Raw genomic sequence first — 13,875 nt, forward strand, 5'->3', positions numbered from 1 at the left:
CGCGGGGCGCTTGGGCTGGATCTTCGCGATCACTTGCCGCGCAAGGCCAGAACTTCGGCCGGCTGCACCAGCTGGCCCGTCTTGTTCGACCAGCTGTTCTTGGTATAGGTGGCAACGGCCGCGAGGTCGGTGTCGCTCAGCTGCTTCCAGGAGGGCATCGCGCCATTGTTCTGGCCGTTGAGCAGCACCTGCAGCTGAACCTTGTGGTCGGCGTCAACGACCTTGGGGCTGGCATCCAGCGGCTTGATCGGGCCGGCGCCCTTGCCGTTGGCCTGGTGGCAGGCCGCGCAGTTGGCGGCATAGACCTTCTCGCCGCGCGTCATCATGTCGGGCAGGGCCCAGACCTTGCCCGGATCGTCGAGCTTGGCCGCGGCTTCCTTGCGCTTGCCGTCGACCCAGGCCGTGTAATCGGCGGCCGAGACCACCTTCACGTGGATGGGCATGTAGGCGTGTTCCTTGCCGCAGAGCTCCTGGCACTGGCCGTAGTAGTCGCCCACGGTTTCAGCGCGGAACCAGGTGTCGCGCACGAAGCCGGGAACCGCGTCCTGCTTGATGCCGAGCTGCGGCACGGCAAACGCGTGGATCACGTCGTTGGCGGTGGTGATGATGCGGACCTTCTTCTGGACCGGCACCACCAGCGGGTTGTCGACCTTGAAGAGGTAGTCGTCAGGCATAGGGCCCTTGGCGCCGGCGTCGGACATGGCCCGCTGCGAGCTGTCGAGCGTGGAGATGAAGGCCAGGCCTTCGCCTTCGCCGTTCAGGTAGTCGTAGCCCCACTTCCACTGGTAGCCGGTGGTCTTGATGGTGAGGTCGGCGTTGGTGGTGTCCTTCTGGGCCACCAGCACCTTGGTGGCGGGCAGCGCCATCACGATCACGATGATGAAGGGAACGATGGTCCAGATGACCTCGACCACTACCGACTCATGGAAGTTGGCCGCCTTGTGGCCGACCGACTTGCGGTGCTTCCAGATCGAATAGAACATGACCGCGAACACGGCGACGAAGATGACCGTGCACAGGATCATCATCACCGTGTGCAGGAAGTGCTGTTCCTGCGCGATCTTGGTGACACCAAGCGGAAGGTTCAGCTGGCGCACCGAGGGGCCGCCGGGCAGATCGTTGACTGCGTGCGCCGCGCCGCTGAAAGCCGCGCCGGCCGCCAGCAACAGATTCGCCGGCCTGTACTTGTTGCGCCAAATGCTCTTCATCGTGTTCACGTTTCTCAATTTTTTCAACAAACCCAACCGTGCAGCGCCGCGTGAGCCTCAGGCGCCACGTAACGCCATGCGAATCTCGCGCGCCAGTGCGGCTCGCAACTCCGGGCGTACATAGCGCCCCACCCTGACCGATCGACCCTGACCCGAGACCTCGATCAGCGAACGATCGCCGGCCTGCGGTTCGATCCGCACCTGGTGCGGTAAAAATTCCGTGCGCTCGTAGTCCCCACCGTTCTCGAGCTCCACCACCAGCCGTCCGCCCTGCAGCGCGATCTTTTCGCCATCGGTCGCGTGCCGCGCGTACAGCATGAACGCGAAACCCACGGCGGCCAGTTCGAGCCAGGCAAAAGGCAGCACCAGCGGCGCGCCGAGTTGCCAGAACACCGTACCAATGCCGAGCGATGCCACGCACAGCGAGGCGTAGAGCCAGCCCAGCTGGCTCGGCGTCACCGAGCAGTTCCGCTTCAGGAACCATTGGATGCTCTGGCCTGAAACGGTGGCAAAACGAAACACGGAATTCGACACGGGCGAGTTCAGCAAATCGGTGCGTCGACGACCGGCCAACCCCTTGTCTCCACAGGATCGGACAGCCCTCGTTCGCGGAACAATACCCGCGAGTTTCACGCAACGGCGGATTGTAGCGGGTAGACACAGGCGGCCGCCCGCCGGATGCGCGCATGCGCACCCCGCCGTTCAGCCGCCGGGCCGGCCGCGCTGCAGCATCGAGCGCATCTCGCGCAGCGACACCGCGCTCTCGGCCGAAAGCGCCACGCGCGGCGCGGGCTTGAAGGCATGCCCATAGATGACTTCGAAGGTCAGCGCGATGCGCCCGCCACCCTCTGCGGCCGGCGCCAATTCGGGCAGCGCATGCTTCAGCGCCCGGTGCCATGCCTTGCCGCGAAGCGCCGGAAAGCGGGCCGGATGCAGGTTGCGCCCCAGCGTGCGCAGTTCGGCCAGTGCCGCCTCGGGCGTGGCCCAGGTAAGCACGATGCGTTCCATATCCATCACGGGCTCGGCGAAGCCGGCATGCACCAGCATGTCGCCCCAGTCGTGCATGTCGGTGTACTCGTGGCCCGCCGCCGGCCAGCCCAGGCGGGTGTGCAGCGCCCGCAGCTCGCGCACGGTGTCCGGGCCGAGGCAGGAGAACATCAGGAAGCCGTCCGTCGCCACCAGCCGGTGCCAGCGGGCGATGAGCGCCTCGGGGTCGGCCGCCATGTGCAGCGACATGTTGGCCCAGAGCAGGTCCACGCCGTCTTCGGGCGGCGGGTCGAAGCGCGCCTTGCCGCCCTGCCAGCGGCGCGCGCTCCACCAGGGCGCAGTCAGCGCCTCGCCGGTCTCGGCGGCCAGCGCCGCTTCGGGCTCGATCACGAAGCAGCCGGCCTCGCGATAGCGTTTGGCCACGAGTTCGTGCGCCTCGAGACCGCCGCGCAGGGGCGCCCAGTCGGCCCAGGTGCGGGGCTGCGCCTTGATCCACTGCAGGCGGTCTTCCATGCGGCGGCCGATTTCCTCGTGCAGCCAGGGCGAGCCGGCGGTGGGCGCGAGCCGGCTCCAGCGTGCAGCCGCCGTGGGGTCGATGGTCGGCGGTCTTCTTGCGGGGTCGGTGGCCATGGGGCCGTGAGTATATTGAGCCCATGTTCAGCCGTTGGGCCGCCCGGCCTTTGACCTCTCTTCTTGCACGGCTGCCCAGCCAGTGCGAGGTGTGCCGCGCCTGGCCGTCGCGGCGGGTTTGCGACGCCTGCGTGGCCCGCTTCGCGCCGCCGGCCGCCCGCTGCGGAAGCTGCGCCCTGCCTGTCCCGGAAGGCGTTGCCCGGTGCGGCGAATGCGTGGGCGATCCGCCACCGCTCGACGCCTGCCTTGCGGCATGCAGCTATGCGTGGCCGTGGCCCGACTGCATCGCCCAGTTCAAATTCCGCGGCGAGGCCGGCTGGGCCGGCCCCCTTGCCACGCTGATGCGCAGCGTACCCTGGGTGGAACCGGCCCTGGAGCAGTGCGACACCGTGCTGCCGATGCCGCTCGCGCCCGCCCGGCTGCGCGAGCGCGGCTTCAACCAGGCGGCCGAACTGGCGCGCCGGCTGGCGCCGGCCAAGACCGACGCCACGCTGCTGCTGCGCACCCGCGACACACCGGCGCAGATCGGCCTCGCACGCGCCGAGCGTCTTCGCAACCTGCAGGGCGCCTTTGCGGTGGAGCCCCTGCGCGCCAGCCAGCTGCAGGGCCGCCGCGTGGTGCTGGTCGACGACGTGATGACCACGGGCGCCTCACTGTTCTCGGCGGCCGCGGCGCTGCGGCTGGCCGGCGCGGCCCACGTCACGGCCGTCGTGTTCGCGCGAACCGATCCGCCGCGTTGAGCGGCGCGCGCCGCCGCGACAATCGGCGCATGTTCCATATCGTCCTGGTCCACCCCGAAATCCCGCCGAACACAGGCAACGTGATCCGTCTTGCGGCCAACACCGGCTGCGCGCTGCACCTGGTCGAACCGCTAGGCTTCTCGATGGACGACCGCCTGCTGCGCCGCGCGGGGCTCGACTATCACGAGTACGCCGAGATCAAGCGCCATGAGAGCTGGCAGGCCCTGCTCGACGGCGAACAGCCCGCCGCCGAGCGCATGTTCGGGCTCACCACGCGCGGCACGCGGGCCGTGCACGACGTGCGCTTCCAGCCCGGCGACTGGCTGGTGTTCGGCTCGGAAACCAGCGGCCTGCCGCCCGCGGTGCGCGAGACCTTCGCCGAGCCCCAGCGCCTCAGACTGCCGATGCGCGAGGGACAGCGCAGCCTGAATCTTTCGAATGCTGTGGCGGTGACCGTCTTCGAGGCCTGGCGTCAGAACGGATTCGGCTGAGCGGCTGCGCCCCGACGCCGCGGCTGGCGGCGAACTTCAGCGGTAGCGGCGCACCACCGACTCAGCCACGCAGGCCGGCTTGGCCGCGCCTTCGAGCTCGATCGTGGCTTCCCAGGTCATCTGCAGGCCGTCGTCCGCAATGGGCTCGGCGGTGAGCAGCTTCATGCGTGCGCGGAGGCGCTTGCCCACCGGCACCGGCGACATGAACCGCACCCGGTTCAGCCCGTAATTCACGCCCATGCGCGACTCGGCCACCTCGAACGCGCTCTCGTAGAAGCGCGGCAGCAGCGACAGCGTGAGAAAGCCGTGCGCGATCGGGCCGCCGAAAGGGCCGGCCTTGGCGCGTTCGACGTCGACGTGGATCCATTGGTGGTCGCCCGTGGCCTCGGCGAACTGGTTCACCTGCTCCTGCGTGACGGTGATCCAGTCGCTCACGGCAACTTCCTGGCCGACGCAGGCGGCAAGATCCTGAAGGGTCTGGAATGTCTTTTTGGTCATGCGGGGCACTCTATCGCCAAGCTTGCCGGGCCGGCTGTCGGCATCGCGACACACCGCCCCGGCGCCTGACAAGGCGGCTCCGGTACCGCGCGGCCCGGGCAAGTGCCGATCTTGCGCTATGTTCGCGGCATGACGACAACGACATCCACCGCCGGCGCAGACGGCATCTATGTGCTCGCGGCCCATCCGCATTGGCGCGATTCCCGCGTCAACCGGCAGCTGCTGGCGGCCGCGCGCGCGGTGCCGGGCGTCCAGGTGAACGACCTGTACGGCAGCTACCCCGACTTCTCGATCGACGTCGAAGCCGAGCAAGCGCGGCTTGCCAAGGCCCGCCTCTTGGTGCTGCTGCACCCCATCCAGTGGTATTCGGCGCCGCCGCTGCAAAAACTCTGGTTCGACGACGTGCTCAGCTACGGCTGGGCCTATGGCCGCGGGGGCACCGCGCTCCAGGGCAAGGACTGCTGGCTGGTCGCCACCACCGGCGGCCCCGATGCCAGCTACCACCCTCAAAGCTACAACCGCTACTTCTTCGATGCCTTCCTGCCGCCCTACGAGCAGACCGCCGCGCTCTGTGGCATGCGCTTTCTCCCGCCGCTGGTGTTCCACGGCGCGCGCAGCGCGAGCGACGCCGAGGTGGCGGCGCACGTCGATGTTTTTGCCCAGCGGCTCGGCAGCTATCCCCAGTGGCCGGAACTCGAGGAGCTCGACGCCTGCGTGGCCTGCCCTGTTCCCGAAACCGACCGCCCGGCAGAGCTCGACGACGCGGACAAGGCGGCGTCCGCCGCCTTCTACTCCGCGACGGCCCGGGGCCTCGCTTCCATGTCCGCCGCCAACGAAGAAAACAACAACAACAACGAAAAAGGCACGGCCTGAGCATGGAACACGCACCCGCCTGGCTGACCAGCAGCCTGATTTACCTGGGGGCCGCCGTCCTGGTGGTGCCGCTTTCCAAGGCCATGGGCCTCGGCTCCATCATCGGCTACCTCGTGGCCGGCATCGCCATCGGCCCGTGGGGACTCGGGCTCGTTTCCAGCGTGGAAGACGTGCTGCACTTTGCCGAGTTCGGCGTGGTGCTGATGCTGTTCCTCGTGGGCCTCGAATTGGAGCCCAAGCGCCTGTGGAACCTGCGCCGGCCCATCTTCGGTTGGGGCGCGGCGCAGGTGCTCTGCTGCGCCGCAGTGCTGTTTGCCGTGGGCTGGGCCGCGGGTGCCGAATGGCGTGTGGCGCTGGTGGCGGCGCTCGGCCTCGCACTTTCGTCCACGGCCATCGCGCTGCAGGTGTTCGGCGAACGCAACCTGCTCCGGACGCCGAGCGGCCAGGCGGGCTTTTCGATCCTGCTGTTCCAGGACGTGGCGGCCATTCCCATCCTTGCGCTGCTACCGCTGCTGGCGGGCGCCACGGCGGCCGAACAGTCGCTCAGCGGGCTCGACCGCACGCTGGAAGGGCTGAAGATCGTCGGCGTGATCGCCGGCATCATCCTCGGCGGCCGGCTTGCCTTGCGCCCGCTGCTGCGCTGGATCGCACGCAGCGACACGCCCGAAATCTTCACCGCCGCCGCGCTGCTGCTGGTGGTGGCCATCGCCGCGCTGATGCAGTTCGTGGGCCTGTCGATGGCGCTGGGTGCTTTTCTTGCCGGCGTGCTGCTGGCGGAAAGCGAATACCGGCGCGAACTCGAAACCGACATCGAGCCCTTCAAGGGCCTGCTGCTCGGCCTGTTCTTCATTGCCGTGGGCATGTCGATCAACTTCGGCGTGCTGATCGCGAGCCCCTGGCTCATGGCACTGCTGGTGGTCGGCTTCATGGCCGTCAAGCTGGCGGCGATCTACGCCCTGGCCAAGGCCATGGGCCTCGCCTACCAGGAGCGCCCGGTGTTCACGCTGCTGCTGGCCCAGGGCGGTGAGTTCGCGTTCGTGGTGTTCCAGGCCGCTGGGCCCGATGTGCTTCCGCCCGAAATCACCTCGCTCCTGATCGGCGCGGTGGCGCTGTCGATGCTGCTGTCGCCGCTCCTCCTAGTGCTGCTCGACAAGTTCGTGCTGCCGCGCTACAGCCGCAACGGCGGCACGCAGCTGGAAGAGATTTCCGAGCAGCAGGACGCCAAGGTGCTGATCTGCGGCTTCGGCCGCTATGGCCAGATCGTCGGCCGCATGCTGATGTCGCAGGGGCTGCGCGTGACGGTGCTCGACCACGACGCCGACACGGTCGAAGGCCTGCGGCAGTTCGGCTTTCGCGTGTTCTACGGCGACGCCACCCGGCTCGACCTGCTGCGCACCGCGGGCGCCGGCACGGCCAAGGCCATCGTCGTGGCGGTGGACGACATCGAGCAGTCGCTGGAGATCGTCGATCTTGTGAAGGAGCACTTTCCGCAGGCGCACATCATCGCGCGGGCTCGCAACGTGAACCATCTCTTTCAGCTGCGCGACCGCGGCGTCACCGAGGTCGAGCGCGAGGTGTTCGAATCGTCGCTGCGCAGCGCCCGCTCGGCGCTCGAAGCGCTGGGCTGGCCGGCCCACGAGGCGCGCGAAACGGCGTTGCGCTTTCGCCGCCGGAACATCCGGCTGAGCGACGAGATGTACCCGCACTACAAGGACCGCGCCAAGCTGATCGCAGCCAGCAAGGCGGGCCGCCAGCAATTCGCGGAACAGATGGCGCGCGAGCGCGCCCTGCGCAAGGAACGCTCGGGGTGGGATGAGGAAGTGGTGGAAAAAGAGGCCTGACCGTGTAGTTTGTCTCGAATCGCGCAAGCAGTCTCCGGTTCAGAGTTTTGGCGCTCGCATCGCCGCATAGCATTCCTCTTGCGCTGCCGTTCTTCAGCGACTTCAGGGAGCCTAAAAATGGGCGATTTCAGACACCAGGCCGACCAGAGCCTGCCGCCGCGCTATGGCAATTCGCCCGGTGCCGACTACTTTGGCGGGGCCAGCCAGATCCATCCTGCCAGAGGCAGCCGGCCCGATCTGTACGGCACCATCCTGCCCAACGGCGAACGAGTCTACAAGCTCGATGCCCAGGTGGCGGCGCACTACACCATCCACCAACAGCTCTCCGACCCGCAGGTGCCGCGCACGACGGGCGCCAATTCCTACGCGGACTCCATCGCCCATCGCCACGACATCGAATGCTGGTATGCCGCCGACCAGCGCGACCGCATGCTGCAAGGCCACAAAGAGTTCGAACGCCCCGGGCGTCCCGGCGAATACCGTACTTGGGCCGAACTGGGCAAGTGGGAGCAATCCACCAACAAATTCGCGCTGGCTGCCGACGCCCGCTACCACGAGATCCGCACCACGGCCGAAATCGAGTTTCTGCACGGCCTGCAAGCCTGGAAGCCCGAAGGCGCCGCCGCCAACTACTTCAAGGAAAAAGGCGTGCTCGGGTTTGAAGCGCTGGCGGGCACCTACCCCCCGGCCTCCCGCGAGCGCGTCTTGGGCGAAATGCCGGCCTTGCGCGACAAGGGCGGCGGCGTGGACTTCTTCCTCCCCTCCATCGGGGGGCATGCGATCGGGGCTTTGGGCCTCAAGAAGACCGAGTTCGAACGGTTCTCCACCCTGCCCCTGACCGACCGCGAGCGCGACTTTTTTCACCCCAGCATCGACAGCATCAAGCAACATGGTGCGCCAGTGTGGGAGCCGAACCCGAATTACCCGGCCAACCAGGCGGGCGCAATGGATCATGGCCGTTTCAAGCTGGGCTATACCGACGAACAAGGCCACCACGTCGAGAAGGTGCTCGACCTCGATCAAGGCCGGCGCTTCACCGCCACGACGAGCGACCGCGTGACCGGCCAGACTTTGAGCACCGAGACCAGGACACCGACGGGGCCGCTGGTGGCGCAGAACTATTTCACGCCAAGCTACGCTGTTGAACGCGCGATGGGCAAGGGCATGTGGTCAGCCAAAGCTCGCTGCCCGAGGGCAAGAATGACCATCCGCGGGTGGATGGCAGCCCCTTGTATCAGGAGGCGCTCAGGGATTTGGAGGCAAAGTATCTGGAGATCAAAAACCGTCCCGAACCTGAGCGTCGGGCCGTCATCGATGACGTGGTAGCCGACATCGATGCCCAACGTATGCAAGCCCAGCAGCACTACCTCGCCAAAGACCATCCGCTGCATGTGACTCCGACGCCGCACCCGCACGACAAGCCAGCGCAGCAGCAAGCACAGCCAATCCAGGCACTGCCCCCGGCCGTCGAGCCAAAGACCACGACAACACCTGCTGCCGCACAAGATCAGCCGCTGGCCGCCTCCATTACCCCCAAAAGCTCCGTTGGCGACAGGTTCAATGCGCTAGCCGATGCCATCAAGCGAGGGGACGACAAAGCCTATGACCGGGTGATTGAGGCGCACCAGGCTTCGCCCGAATGGCAGAAGTTTCAGCAGCAAAGCATGGAGTACGAACAAGCCCAGATCGCGCAGCAGCAACGCGAACGCGAGCAGCAACTTGCCGCCCAGCGGCTGGAAGAAGCGCAGCAGCCGCAACAGCGCGGGCCGGCGATGGGTCGATAGAGGGGCATGCAATGAAGAACACTTTGCACAAATGGATTGCCGCCGCACTGGCGGCGCTGACGCTGGCGGGCTGCGCCATGGTGGGATACGGTGAATGCTTCAGCCGCTGTGGGGGCAATATTGCCGAGTATTCGTACTATGGGGCGCCGGCCGATCCGACGCGTGGGGCGCTGTGGGGTGAGTCAATAGTTTGGAACCAAACCAAAAAGTACACCATTTTGGGCTTTGTCACGCTGGATCGCATTGGCGAGCCGCCGGGCGCGAGCAAGGTCGATGCAAAAGCCTATGTGCCCGACCTGAGCGCGCAGCAGGCCCGGGGCAGCGCCTGGTTCAGCACCACGTTTGGCTATGACTACATTGATCCAGCCACCTTACAGTCAAAAGAAGGGCGCATCCCCCTTATACCCCCCCCATACCACCCGGCATCTACAGGTCGACCGTCCAAGCCAGCGTAGTGAGGGACGTCTTCTTCAAGCAATTCCCCTTTCACGCCCCCCCCACAAGCACCACCATCGTGGTCGAAGCGGGCAAATGGTCCGTCCTCTCGGGCAAGGTGAACGTGGACGAAAGCACCGAACCGATGACCGTTACCTTCGACGTCGGGCAATCGGGCCAGGATGCGATGCCCCGGGTAAGAAAACGAGACTACTCCATCTTCACCCCTGCCTTCGTGATTGCCGACCCCTTGCCCGCATCGGCATCGTTCAAGACACTCGCACCATGACCCCCGAACAACTGCAAGAGCTGGCGCTGAATCTATCGAGCGTGACCCAGCACCTGCGTCGACAGAATGAGGGCGCCACGGCGCAGATTACGCAGGCCAGCCAGCAACTCGACCGAAGCGCTTTGCGTTTGTCGTCGGATGTCAACGCTGCGCATCAGCAGGGGCAAAAGAGCATGCAGCGCGAGGTGACGAACGCCGAGCAGTTCTTGCAGAAAGCGCAGAGCCAGTTGCTGACGGCCCAGAAGGCATGGCTGTGGAAGGTCTCGCTGGCGCTCCTTGCAATGGCCGTGCTGGTGGTGGGTGGCAGCAGCTATTGGGTGTGGCGCAATGCACAGGCGCTGCAGGAGATCGACTACAACCGCCAAGTCCTCGGCGCCATCGCGGCGGGCGACCTGAACCTGTGCAACCATCGCTTGTGCGCCAAGGTGGCGCCGAAGGCCGAGAAGTTTGGCGATGGCTATGTGGTGATCGGCAATCACTAAACACAAGCACATCAGGCCGCGGTCTTGTCCAACCGCAGCAGCCTGACCGCGTTGCCCTTCAGGATCCCCGGCATCACCTCGGGCTTGAACCCGGCCGCCTCGAAGTCCTTCATCCAGCGGTCGGGCGTGATCAGCGGGTAGTCGCTGCCGAACAGGATGCGGTCTTTCAGCAGCGTGTTGGCGTACTGCACCAGCTGCTTCGGAAAATACTTGGGGCTCCAGCCCGACAGGTCGATCCACACGTTGGGCTTGTGCGTGGCCACGCTCAGCGCCTCGTCCTGCCAGGGGAAGCTGGGGTGCGCCATCACGATCTGCATGTCGGGAAAGTCGATGGCCACGTCGTCCAGGTGCATCGGGTTGCTGTACTCCAGCCGGAGCCCGCCGCCGCAGCGCATGCCCGAGCCGATGCCGCTGTGGCCCGTATGGAAGATGGCCGGCAGCTTGTACTCGGCGATCACCTCGTAGATGGGCCACGCCATCTTGTCGTAGGGGTGGAAAGCCTGCACCGTCGGGTGGAATTTGAAGCCCTTGACGCCGTGCTCCTCGATGAGCCGGCGCGCCTCGCGGGCGCCCATCTTTCCCTTGTGCGGATCAATGCTCGCGAAGGCGATCATCATGTCGCTGTTCTTCTGCGCGGCTTCGGCAATCTCTTCGTTCGGAATACGGCGGCGGCCCATGTTCGACTCGGCATCGACCATGAACATCACGAGGCCGATCTTGCGTTCGCGGTAGTAGGCCACGCTCTCGGCAATGGTCGGCCGGCCGCTCGAGCCGAAGTATTTGTCGGCGGCGCGGTCGTATTCCTCGCCGTAGTTGTCGAACGGGTTCCAGCAGCTCACTTCGGCGTGGGTGTGGATGTCGATGGCGATCAGGTTCTGGTGGTCCATGTCGTTGTCTCCAGTACGGGTAAGTCCCTAGGAATTGGGGCGCTCAAGTGCCTTGAATTGATTATTTATCATAACCATAATCCAACTCACACACGAATGCAATCATGACCAATCCCGATCTCCACATCGACATCCGCGACGAAGTTGCCATCGTTCGCCTGACGCGCGGCGCCAAGCGCAACGCGCTTTCGGACAGCCTGGTCCTTGCGCTGCGCAACACCTTCGAGACCCTGCCGTCCACGGTGCGCGCCGCGGTGCTCGACGGCGAAGGCCCGCACTTCTGCGCCGGCCTCGACCTGAGCGAGCTGAAAGAGCGCGACGCGGGCCAGGGCATGCAGCATTCGCGGCTGTGGCACAGCGCCCTCGACCTGATCCAGCACGGCCCAGTGCCGGTGATCGCGGCGCTACACGGCGCGGTGGTCGGCGGCGGCCTCGAGTTGGCAAGCGCCTGCCACATCCGCGTGGCCGACCGCAGCACCTTCTACGCGCTGCCCGAAGGCTCGCGCGGCATCTTCGTGGGCGGCGGCGGCTCGGTGCGCATTCCCAAGCTGATCGGCGTGGCCCGCATGACCGACATGATGATGACCGGCCGCGTCTACAACGCCGAGGATGGCGAGCGCGCCAACTTCGCGCAGTACCTGGTCGACGAGGGCACGGCTTTCGACAAGGCCTTCGAGCTGGCGAAGCGCGTCGCCACCAACGCGCCGCTGACCAACTACGCACTGATGCACGCGCTGCCGCGCATTGCCGAGCAGTCGGCCGACCACGGCTTCTTTACCGAGGCGCTGATGTCCGGCATCGTGCAGAACGCGCCCGAGGCCAAGGAGCGCGTGCGCGATTTCCTCGAAGGCCGCGGCGCCAAGGTGAGCAAGGGATGACCACGATCCGATACCGTCCGCTGGCGTTCGGCGTTACGCGCGCCGTGCTGCGCGACGGCGCGCTGGGCACGCAGTACCTGCGGGCCGAAACACCGCTCGCGCCCTACCGCGACCGCATGACCGACCGCCTGGCGCACTGGGCCGAAGCGGCGCCCGACCGCACCTTCATCGCCCGCCGCGAACGGCTGGCCGACGGCAGCACCGGCGACTGGCAGCGCGTGAGCTACGCCGAGGCGCTGCAAAAAGCCCGCAGCATCGGCCAGGCCCTCCTCGACCGCGGCCTGGATGCGGAGCGCCCGGTCGCGATCCTCAGCGAGAACGGTATCGAACATGCGCTGATGGCTCTCGGCTGCCTGTACGCCGGCGTGCCCTACTGCCCCGTGTCGCCGCCCTATTCGGTGGTGAGCCAGGACTTCGAAAAACTGCGCCACGTGCTGGACACGCTCACGCCCGGCCTGGTGTTTGCCGCCGACGCCGCGCGCTTCGGCCGCGCCATTGCCGCGGCGGTGCCTGCGGACACCGAAGTCGTGATCGCCGAAGGCACGATCGAAGGCCGCGCCGCCACGCCGTTCGATGCGCTGGCCGCCACGCCCGCAACGCCCGCCATCGATGCGGCAATGCGCGCCACCGGCCCCGACACCATCACCAAGTTTCTCTTCACCTCGGGCTCCACCAAGATGCCCAAGGCGGTGATCAACACGCACCGCATGTGGTGCGCCAACCAGCAGCAACTGCGCCAGTCGATTCCCGCGCTGGGCGAGGAGCCGCCGGTGCTGGTCGACTGGCTGCCCTGGAACCACACCTTCGGCGGCAACCACAACGTGGGCATCGTGCTGGACAACGGCGGCACGCTCTACATCGACGACGGCAAGCCCACGCCGGGCGGCATGGCCGAGACCCTGCGCAACCTGCGCGAGATCGCACCCACCATCTACTTCAACGTGCCCACCGGCTTCGAAGCCATTGCGCACGCCATGGAAACCGACGCAGTACTGCGCCGCAACCTGCTGTCTCGCGTGAAGATGTTCTTCTACTCGGGCGCCGCGCTCTCGCAGCCCGTGTGGGACAGCCTGCACAAGACGCAGGAGGCCGAGATCGGCGAACGCATCGTGATGGGCACCGGCCTGGGCATGACCGAGTCCGGCCCCTTCGCGCTCTATGTCACAGGGCCCGAGGTCAAGTCGGGCGACGTGGGCCTGCCCGCGGCCGGCATCGAACTCAAGCTGATCGAGGTCGACGGCAAGACCGAGGTGCGCTACCGCGGCCCCAACATCACGCCCGGCTACTGGCGCGCACCCGACGCCACGGCCGAGGCCTTCGACGAAGAGGGCTTCTTCTCGACTGGCGACGCGGTGAAGTGGATCGACGACAACAACATCCACCGCGGCCTGCGCTTCGACGGCCGCATTGCCGAAGACTTCAAGCTGGCCACCGGCACCTTCGTGAGCGTGGGCCCGCTGCGCGCCAAGATCATCGCGGCCGGCGCGCCCTATGTGCAAGACGCCGTGCTGACCGGCATCAACCTGAAGGAAGTCGGTGCGCTGGTCTTCCCGACGCAGAAGGTGCGCCAGCTGGCCGGACTGCCCGCCGATGCAACGATGCAGCAGGTGCTCGAAAGCGCGCCGGTACAGGCGCACTTCCAGCAGGTGGCCAACGAACTGGCCGCCATGGGCACCGGCAGCGCCAACCGCATCGCGCGGCTGCACCTGATGGCCGAGCCGCCCTCCATCGACAAGGGCGAAGTGACCGACAAGGGCTCCATCAACCAGCGCGCCGTGCTCAAGCACCGCGCCGAGATCGTCGAGGCGCTGCATGCCGACACCCTGCCCTTCACCCTGAAGCCCCGTTGATT

16 protein-coding genes are annotated in these 13,875 nt (G+C 66.5%); 11 read left to right on the top strand and 5 right to left on the bottom strand.

All coding sequences use genetic code 11. The features are described from left to right. Positions 1-29: 29 nt before the first annotated feature. From coxB to BLR24_RS10765, 3 genes are all read right to left on the bottom strand, one after another. Positions 30-1,208: a cytochrome c oxidase subunit II gene (coxB, locus tag BLR24_RS10755; protein ID WP_093016633.1), complete on the bottom strand. Its 1,179-nt coding sequence runs from the start codon at positions 1,206-1,208 to the stop codon at positions 30-32. 57 nt (positions 1,209-1,265) lie between these two features. Further along, positions 1,266-1,742 (bottom strand): DUF2244 domain-containing protein, encoded by a 477-nt coding sequence (locus BLR24_RS10760; RefSeq protein ID WP_093017329.1) that lies wholly within the window; start codon positions 1,740-1,742, stop codon positions 1,266-1,268. Positions 1,743-1,910: 168 nt separating this feature from the next. After that, complete coding sequence (locus BLR24_RS10765; protein WP_093016635.1) at positions 1,911-2,825, bottom strand: class I SAM-dependent methyltransferase; 915 nt, start codon at positions 2,823-2,825, stop codon at positions 1,911-1,913. A 23-nt stretch (positions 2,826-2,848) separates the two neighbouring features. Here BLR24_RS10765 and BLR24_RS10770 point away from each other — a divergent pair, with 23 nt between their 5' ends. Then, positions 2,849-3,565 carry a ComF family protein gene (locus BLR24_RS10770; RefSeq protein ID WP_093016637.1) on the top strand — a complete coding sequence of 239 codons (717 nt, stop codon included), beginning with the start codon at positions 2,849-2,851 and terminating at the stop codon, positions 3,563-3,565. A gap of 29 nt (positions 3,566-3,594) precedes the next feature. Beyond that, entirely contained in the window at positions 3,595-4,056 is a 462-nt protein-coding gene (gene trmL / locus BLR24_RS10775; RefSeq protein ID WP_093017331.1) for a tRNA (uridine(34)/cytosine(34)/5-carboxymethylaminomethyluridine(34)-2'-O)-methyltransferase TrmL, read from the top strand. A gap of 36 nt (positions 4,057-4,092) precedes the next feature. On the opposite strand, the gene BLR24_RS10780 is transcribed toward trmL, so the two are convergent. Beyond that, the gene (locus tag BLR24_RS10780; protein ID WP_175543249.1) at positions 4,093-4,554 is read right to left on the bottom strand and encodes a MaoC family dehydratase; all 462 of its coding nucleotides are present in this window, start codon (positions 4,552-4,554) and stop codon (positions 4,093-4,095) included. A gap of 129 nt (positions 4,555-4,683) precedes the next feature. Between BLR24_RS10780 and BLR24_RS10785 the strand changes: the two genes are divergently transcribed. The 7 genes from BLR24_RS10785 to BLR24_RS10815 all read left to right on the top strand — a co-directional run bounded on the left by BLR24_RS10785 (position 4,684) and on the right by BLR24_RS10815 (position 10,258). Next, positions 4,684-5,427 (top strand): glutathione-regulated potassium-efflux system oxidoreductase KefF, encoded by a 744-nt coding sequence (locus BLR24_RS10785; protein ID WP_093016639.1) that lies wholly within the window; start codon positions 4,684-4,686, stop codon positions 5,425-5,427. A gap of 2 nt (positions 5,428-5,429) precedes the next feature. Further along, positions 5,430-7,268, top strand: a complete 1,839-nt coding sequence (kefC, locus tag BLR24_RS10790; protein ID WP_093016641.1) for a glutathione-regulated potassium-efflux system protein KefC — start codon at positions 5,430-5,432, stop codon at positions 7,266-7,268. A gap of 117 nt (positions 7,269-7,385) precedes the next feature. Further along, complete coding sequence (locus BLR24_RS10795; protein WP_093016643.1) at positions 7,386-8,594, top strand: hypothetical protein; 1,209 nt, start codon at positions 7,386-7,388, stop codon at positions 8,592-8,594. Further along, complete coding sequence (locus BLR24_RS10800; protein WP_217636313.1) at positions 8,588-9,052, top strand: hypothetical protein; 465 nt, start codon at positions 8,588-8,590, stop codon at positions 9,050-9,052. Before BLR24_RS10795 ends, BLR24_RS10800 begins: the two co-directional genes overlap by 7 nt. Before the next feature lie 11 nt (positions 9,053-9,063). Then, positions 9,064-9,507: a hypothetical protein gene (locus BLR24_RS10805; protein ID WP_093016647.1), complete on the top strand. Its 444-nt coding sequence runs from the start codon at positions 9,064-9,066 to the stop codon at positions 9,505-9,507. Positions 9,508-9,566: 59 nt separating this feature from the next. After that, positions 9,567-9,776: a hypothetical protein gene (locus BLR24_RS10810; RefSeq protein WP_139188754.1), complete on the top strand. Its 210-nt coding sequence runs from the start codon at positions 9,567-9,569 to the stop codon at positions 9,774-9,776. Next, on the top strand, positions 9,773-10,258 hold the full coding sequence (locus tag BLR24_RS10815) for a hypothetical protein (RefSeq protein ID WP_093016651.1): 486 nt from the start codon (positions 9,773-9,775) through the stop codon (positions 10,256-10,258). The genes BLR24_RS10810 and BLR24_RS10815 overlap by 4 nt, the downstream gene beginning before the upstream one ends. Positions 10,259-10,269: 11 nt before the next feature. On the opposite strand, the gene BLR24_RS10820 is transcribed toward BLR24_RS10815, so the two are convergent. Beyond that, the gene (locus BLR24_RS10820) at positions 10,270-11,145 is read right to left on the bottom strand and encodes an amidohydrolase family protein (RefSeq protein WP_093016653.1); all 876 of its coding nucleotides are present in this window, start codon (positions 11,143-11,145) and stop codon (positions 10,270-10,272) included. Positions 11,146-11,249: 104 nt separating this feature from the next. Here BLR24_RS10820 and BLR24_RS10825 point away from each other — a divergent pair, with 104 nt between their 5' ends. Beyond that, positions 11,250-12,023 (top strand): crotonase/enoyl-CoA hydratase family protein, encoded by a 774-nt coding sequence (locus tag BLR24_RS10825; RefSeq protein ID WP_093016655.1) that lies wholly within the window; start codon positions 11,250-11,252, stop codon positions 12,021-12,023. Further along, complete coding sequence (locus tag BLR24_RS10830) at positions 12,020-13,873, top strand: feruloyl-CoA synthase (RefSeq protein WP_093016657.1); 1,854 nt, start codon at positions 12,020-12,022, stop codon at positions 13,871-13,873. Before BLR24_RS10825 ends, BLR24_RS10830 begins: the two co-directional genes overlap by 4 nt. The last annotated feature ends 2 nt before the right edge of the window (positions 13,874-13,875 follow it).

This window comes from Variovorax sp. OV700, from assembly GCF_900099805.1.
Lineage (GTDB): Bacteria > Pseudomonadota > Gammaproteobacteria > Burkholderiales > Burkholderiaceae_C > Variovorax.

Coding starts and splice junctions, on each gene's coding strand:
- coxB (WP_093016633.1), bottom strand. CDS start 1,208: ATGAAGAGCATTTGGCGCAACAAGTACAGGCCGGCGAATCTGTTGCTG.
- BLR24_RS10765 (WP_093016635.1), bottom strand. CDS start 2,825: ATGGCCACCGACCCCGCAAGAAGACCGCCGACCATCGACCCCACGGCG.
- BLR24_RS10770 (WP_093016637.1), top strand. CDS start 2,849: ATGTTCAGCCGTTGGGCCGCCCGGCCTTTGACCTCTCTTCTTGCACGG.
- trmL (WP_093017331.1), top strand. CDS start 3,595: ATGTTCCATATCGTCCTGGTCCACCCCGAAATCCCGCCGAACACAGGC.
- BLR24_RS10780 (WP_175543249.1), bottom strand. CDS start 4,554: ATGACCAAAAAGACATTCCAGACCCTTCAGGATCTTGCCGCCTGCGTC.
- BLR24_RS10785 (WP_093016639.1), top strand. CDS start 4,684: ATGACGACAACGACATCCACCGCCGGCGCAGACGGCATCTATGTGCTC.
- kefC (WP_093016641.1), top strand. CDS start 5,430: ATGGAACACGCACCCGCCTGGCTGACCAGCAGCCTGATTTACCTGGGG.
- BLR24_RS10795 (WP_093016643.1), top strand. CDS start 7,386: ATGGGCGATTTCAGACACCAGGCCGACCAGAGCCTGCCGCCGCGCTAT.
- BLR24_RS10805 (WP_093016647.1), top strand. CDS start 9,064: ATGAAGAACACTTTGCACAAATGGATTGCCGCCGCACTGGCGGCGCTG.
- BLR24_RS10815 (WP_093016651.1), top strand. CDS start 9,773: ATGACCCCCGAACAACTGCAAGAGCTGGCGCTGAATCTATCGAGCGTG.
- BLR24_RS10820 (WP_093016653.1), bottom strand. CDS start 11,145: ATGGACCACCAGAACCTGATCGCCATCGACATCCACACCCACGCCGAA.
- BLR24_RS10825 (WP_093016655.1), top strand. CDS start 11,250: ATGACCAATCCCGATCTCCACATCGACATCCGCGACGAAGTTGCCATC.
- BLR24_RS10830 (WP_093016657.1), top strand. CDS start 12,020: ATGACCACGATCCGATACCGTCCGCTGGCGTTCGGCGTTACGCGCGCC.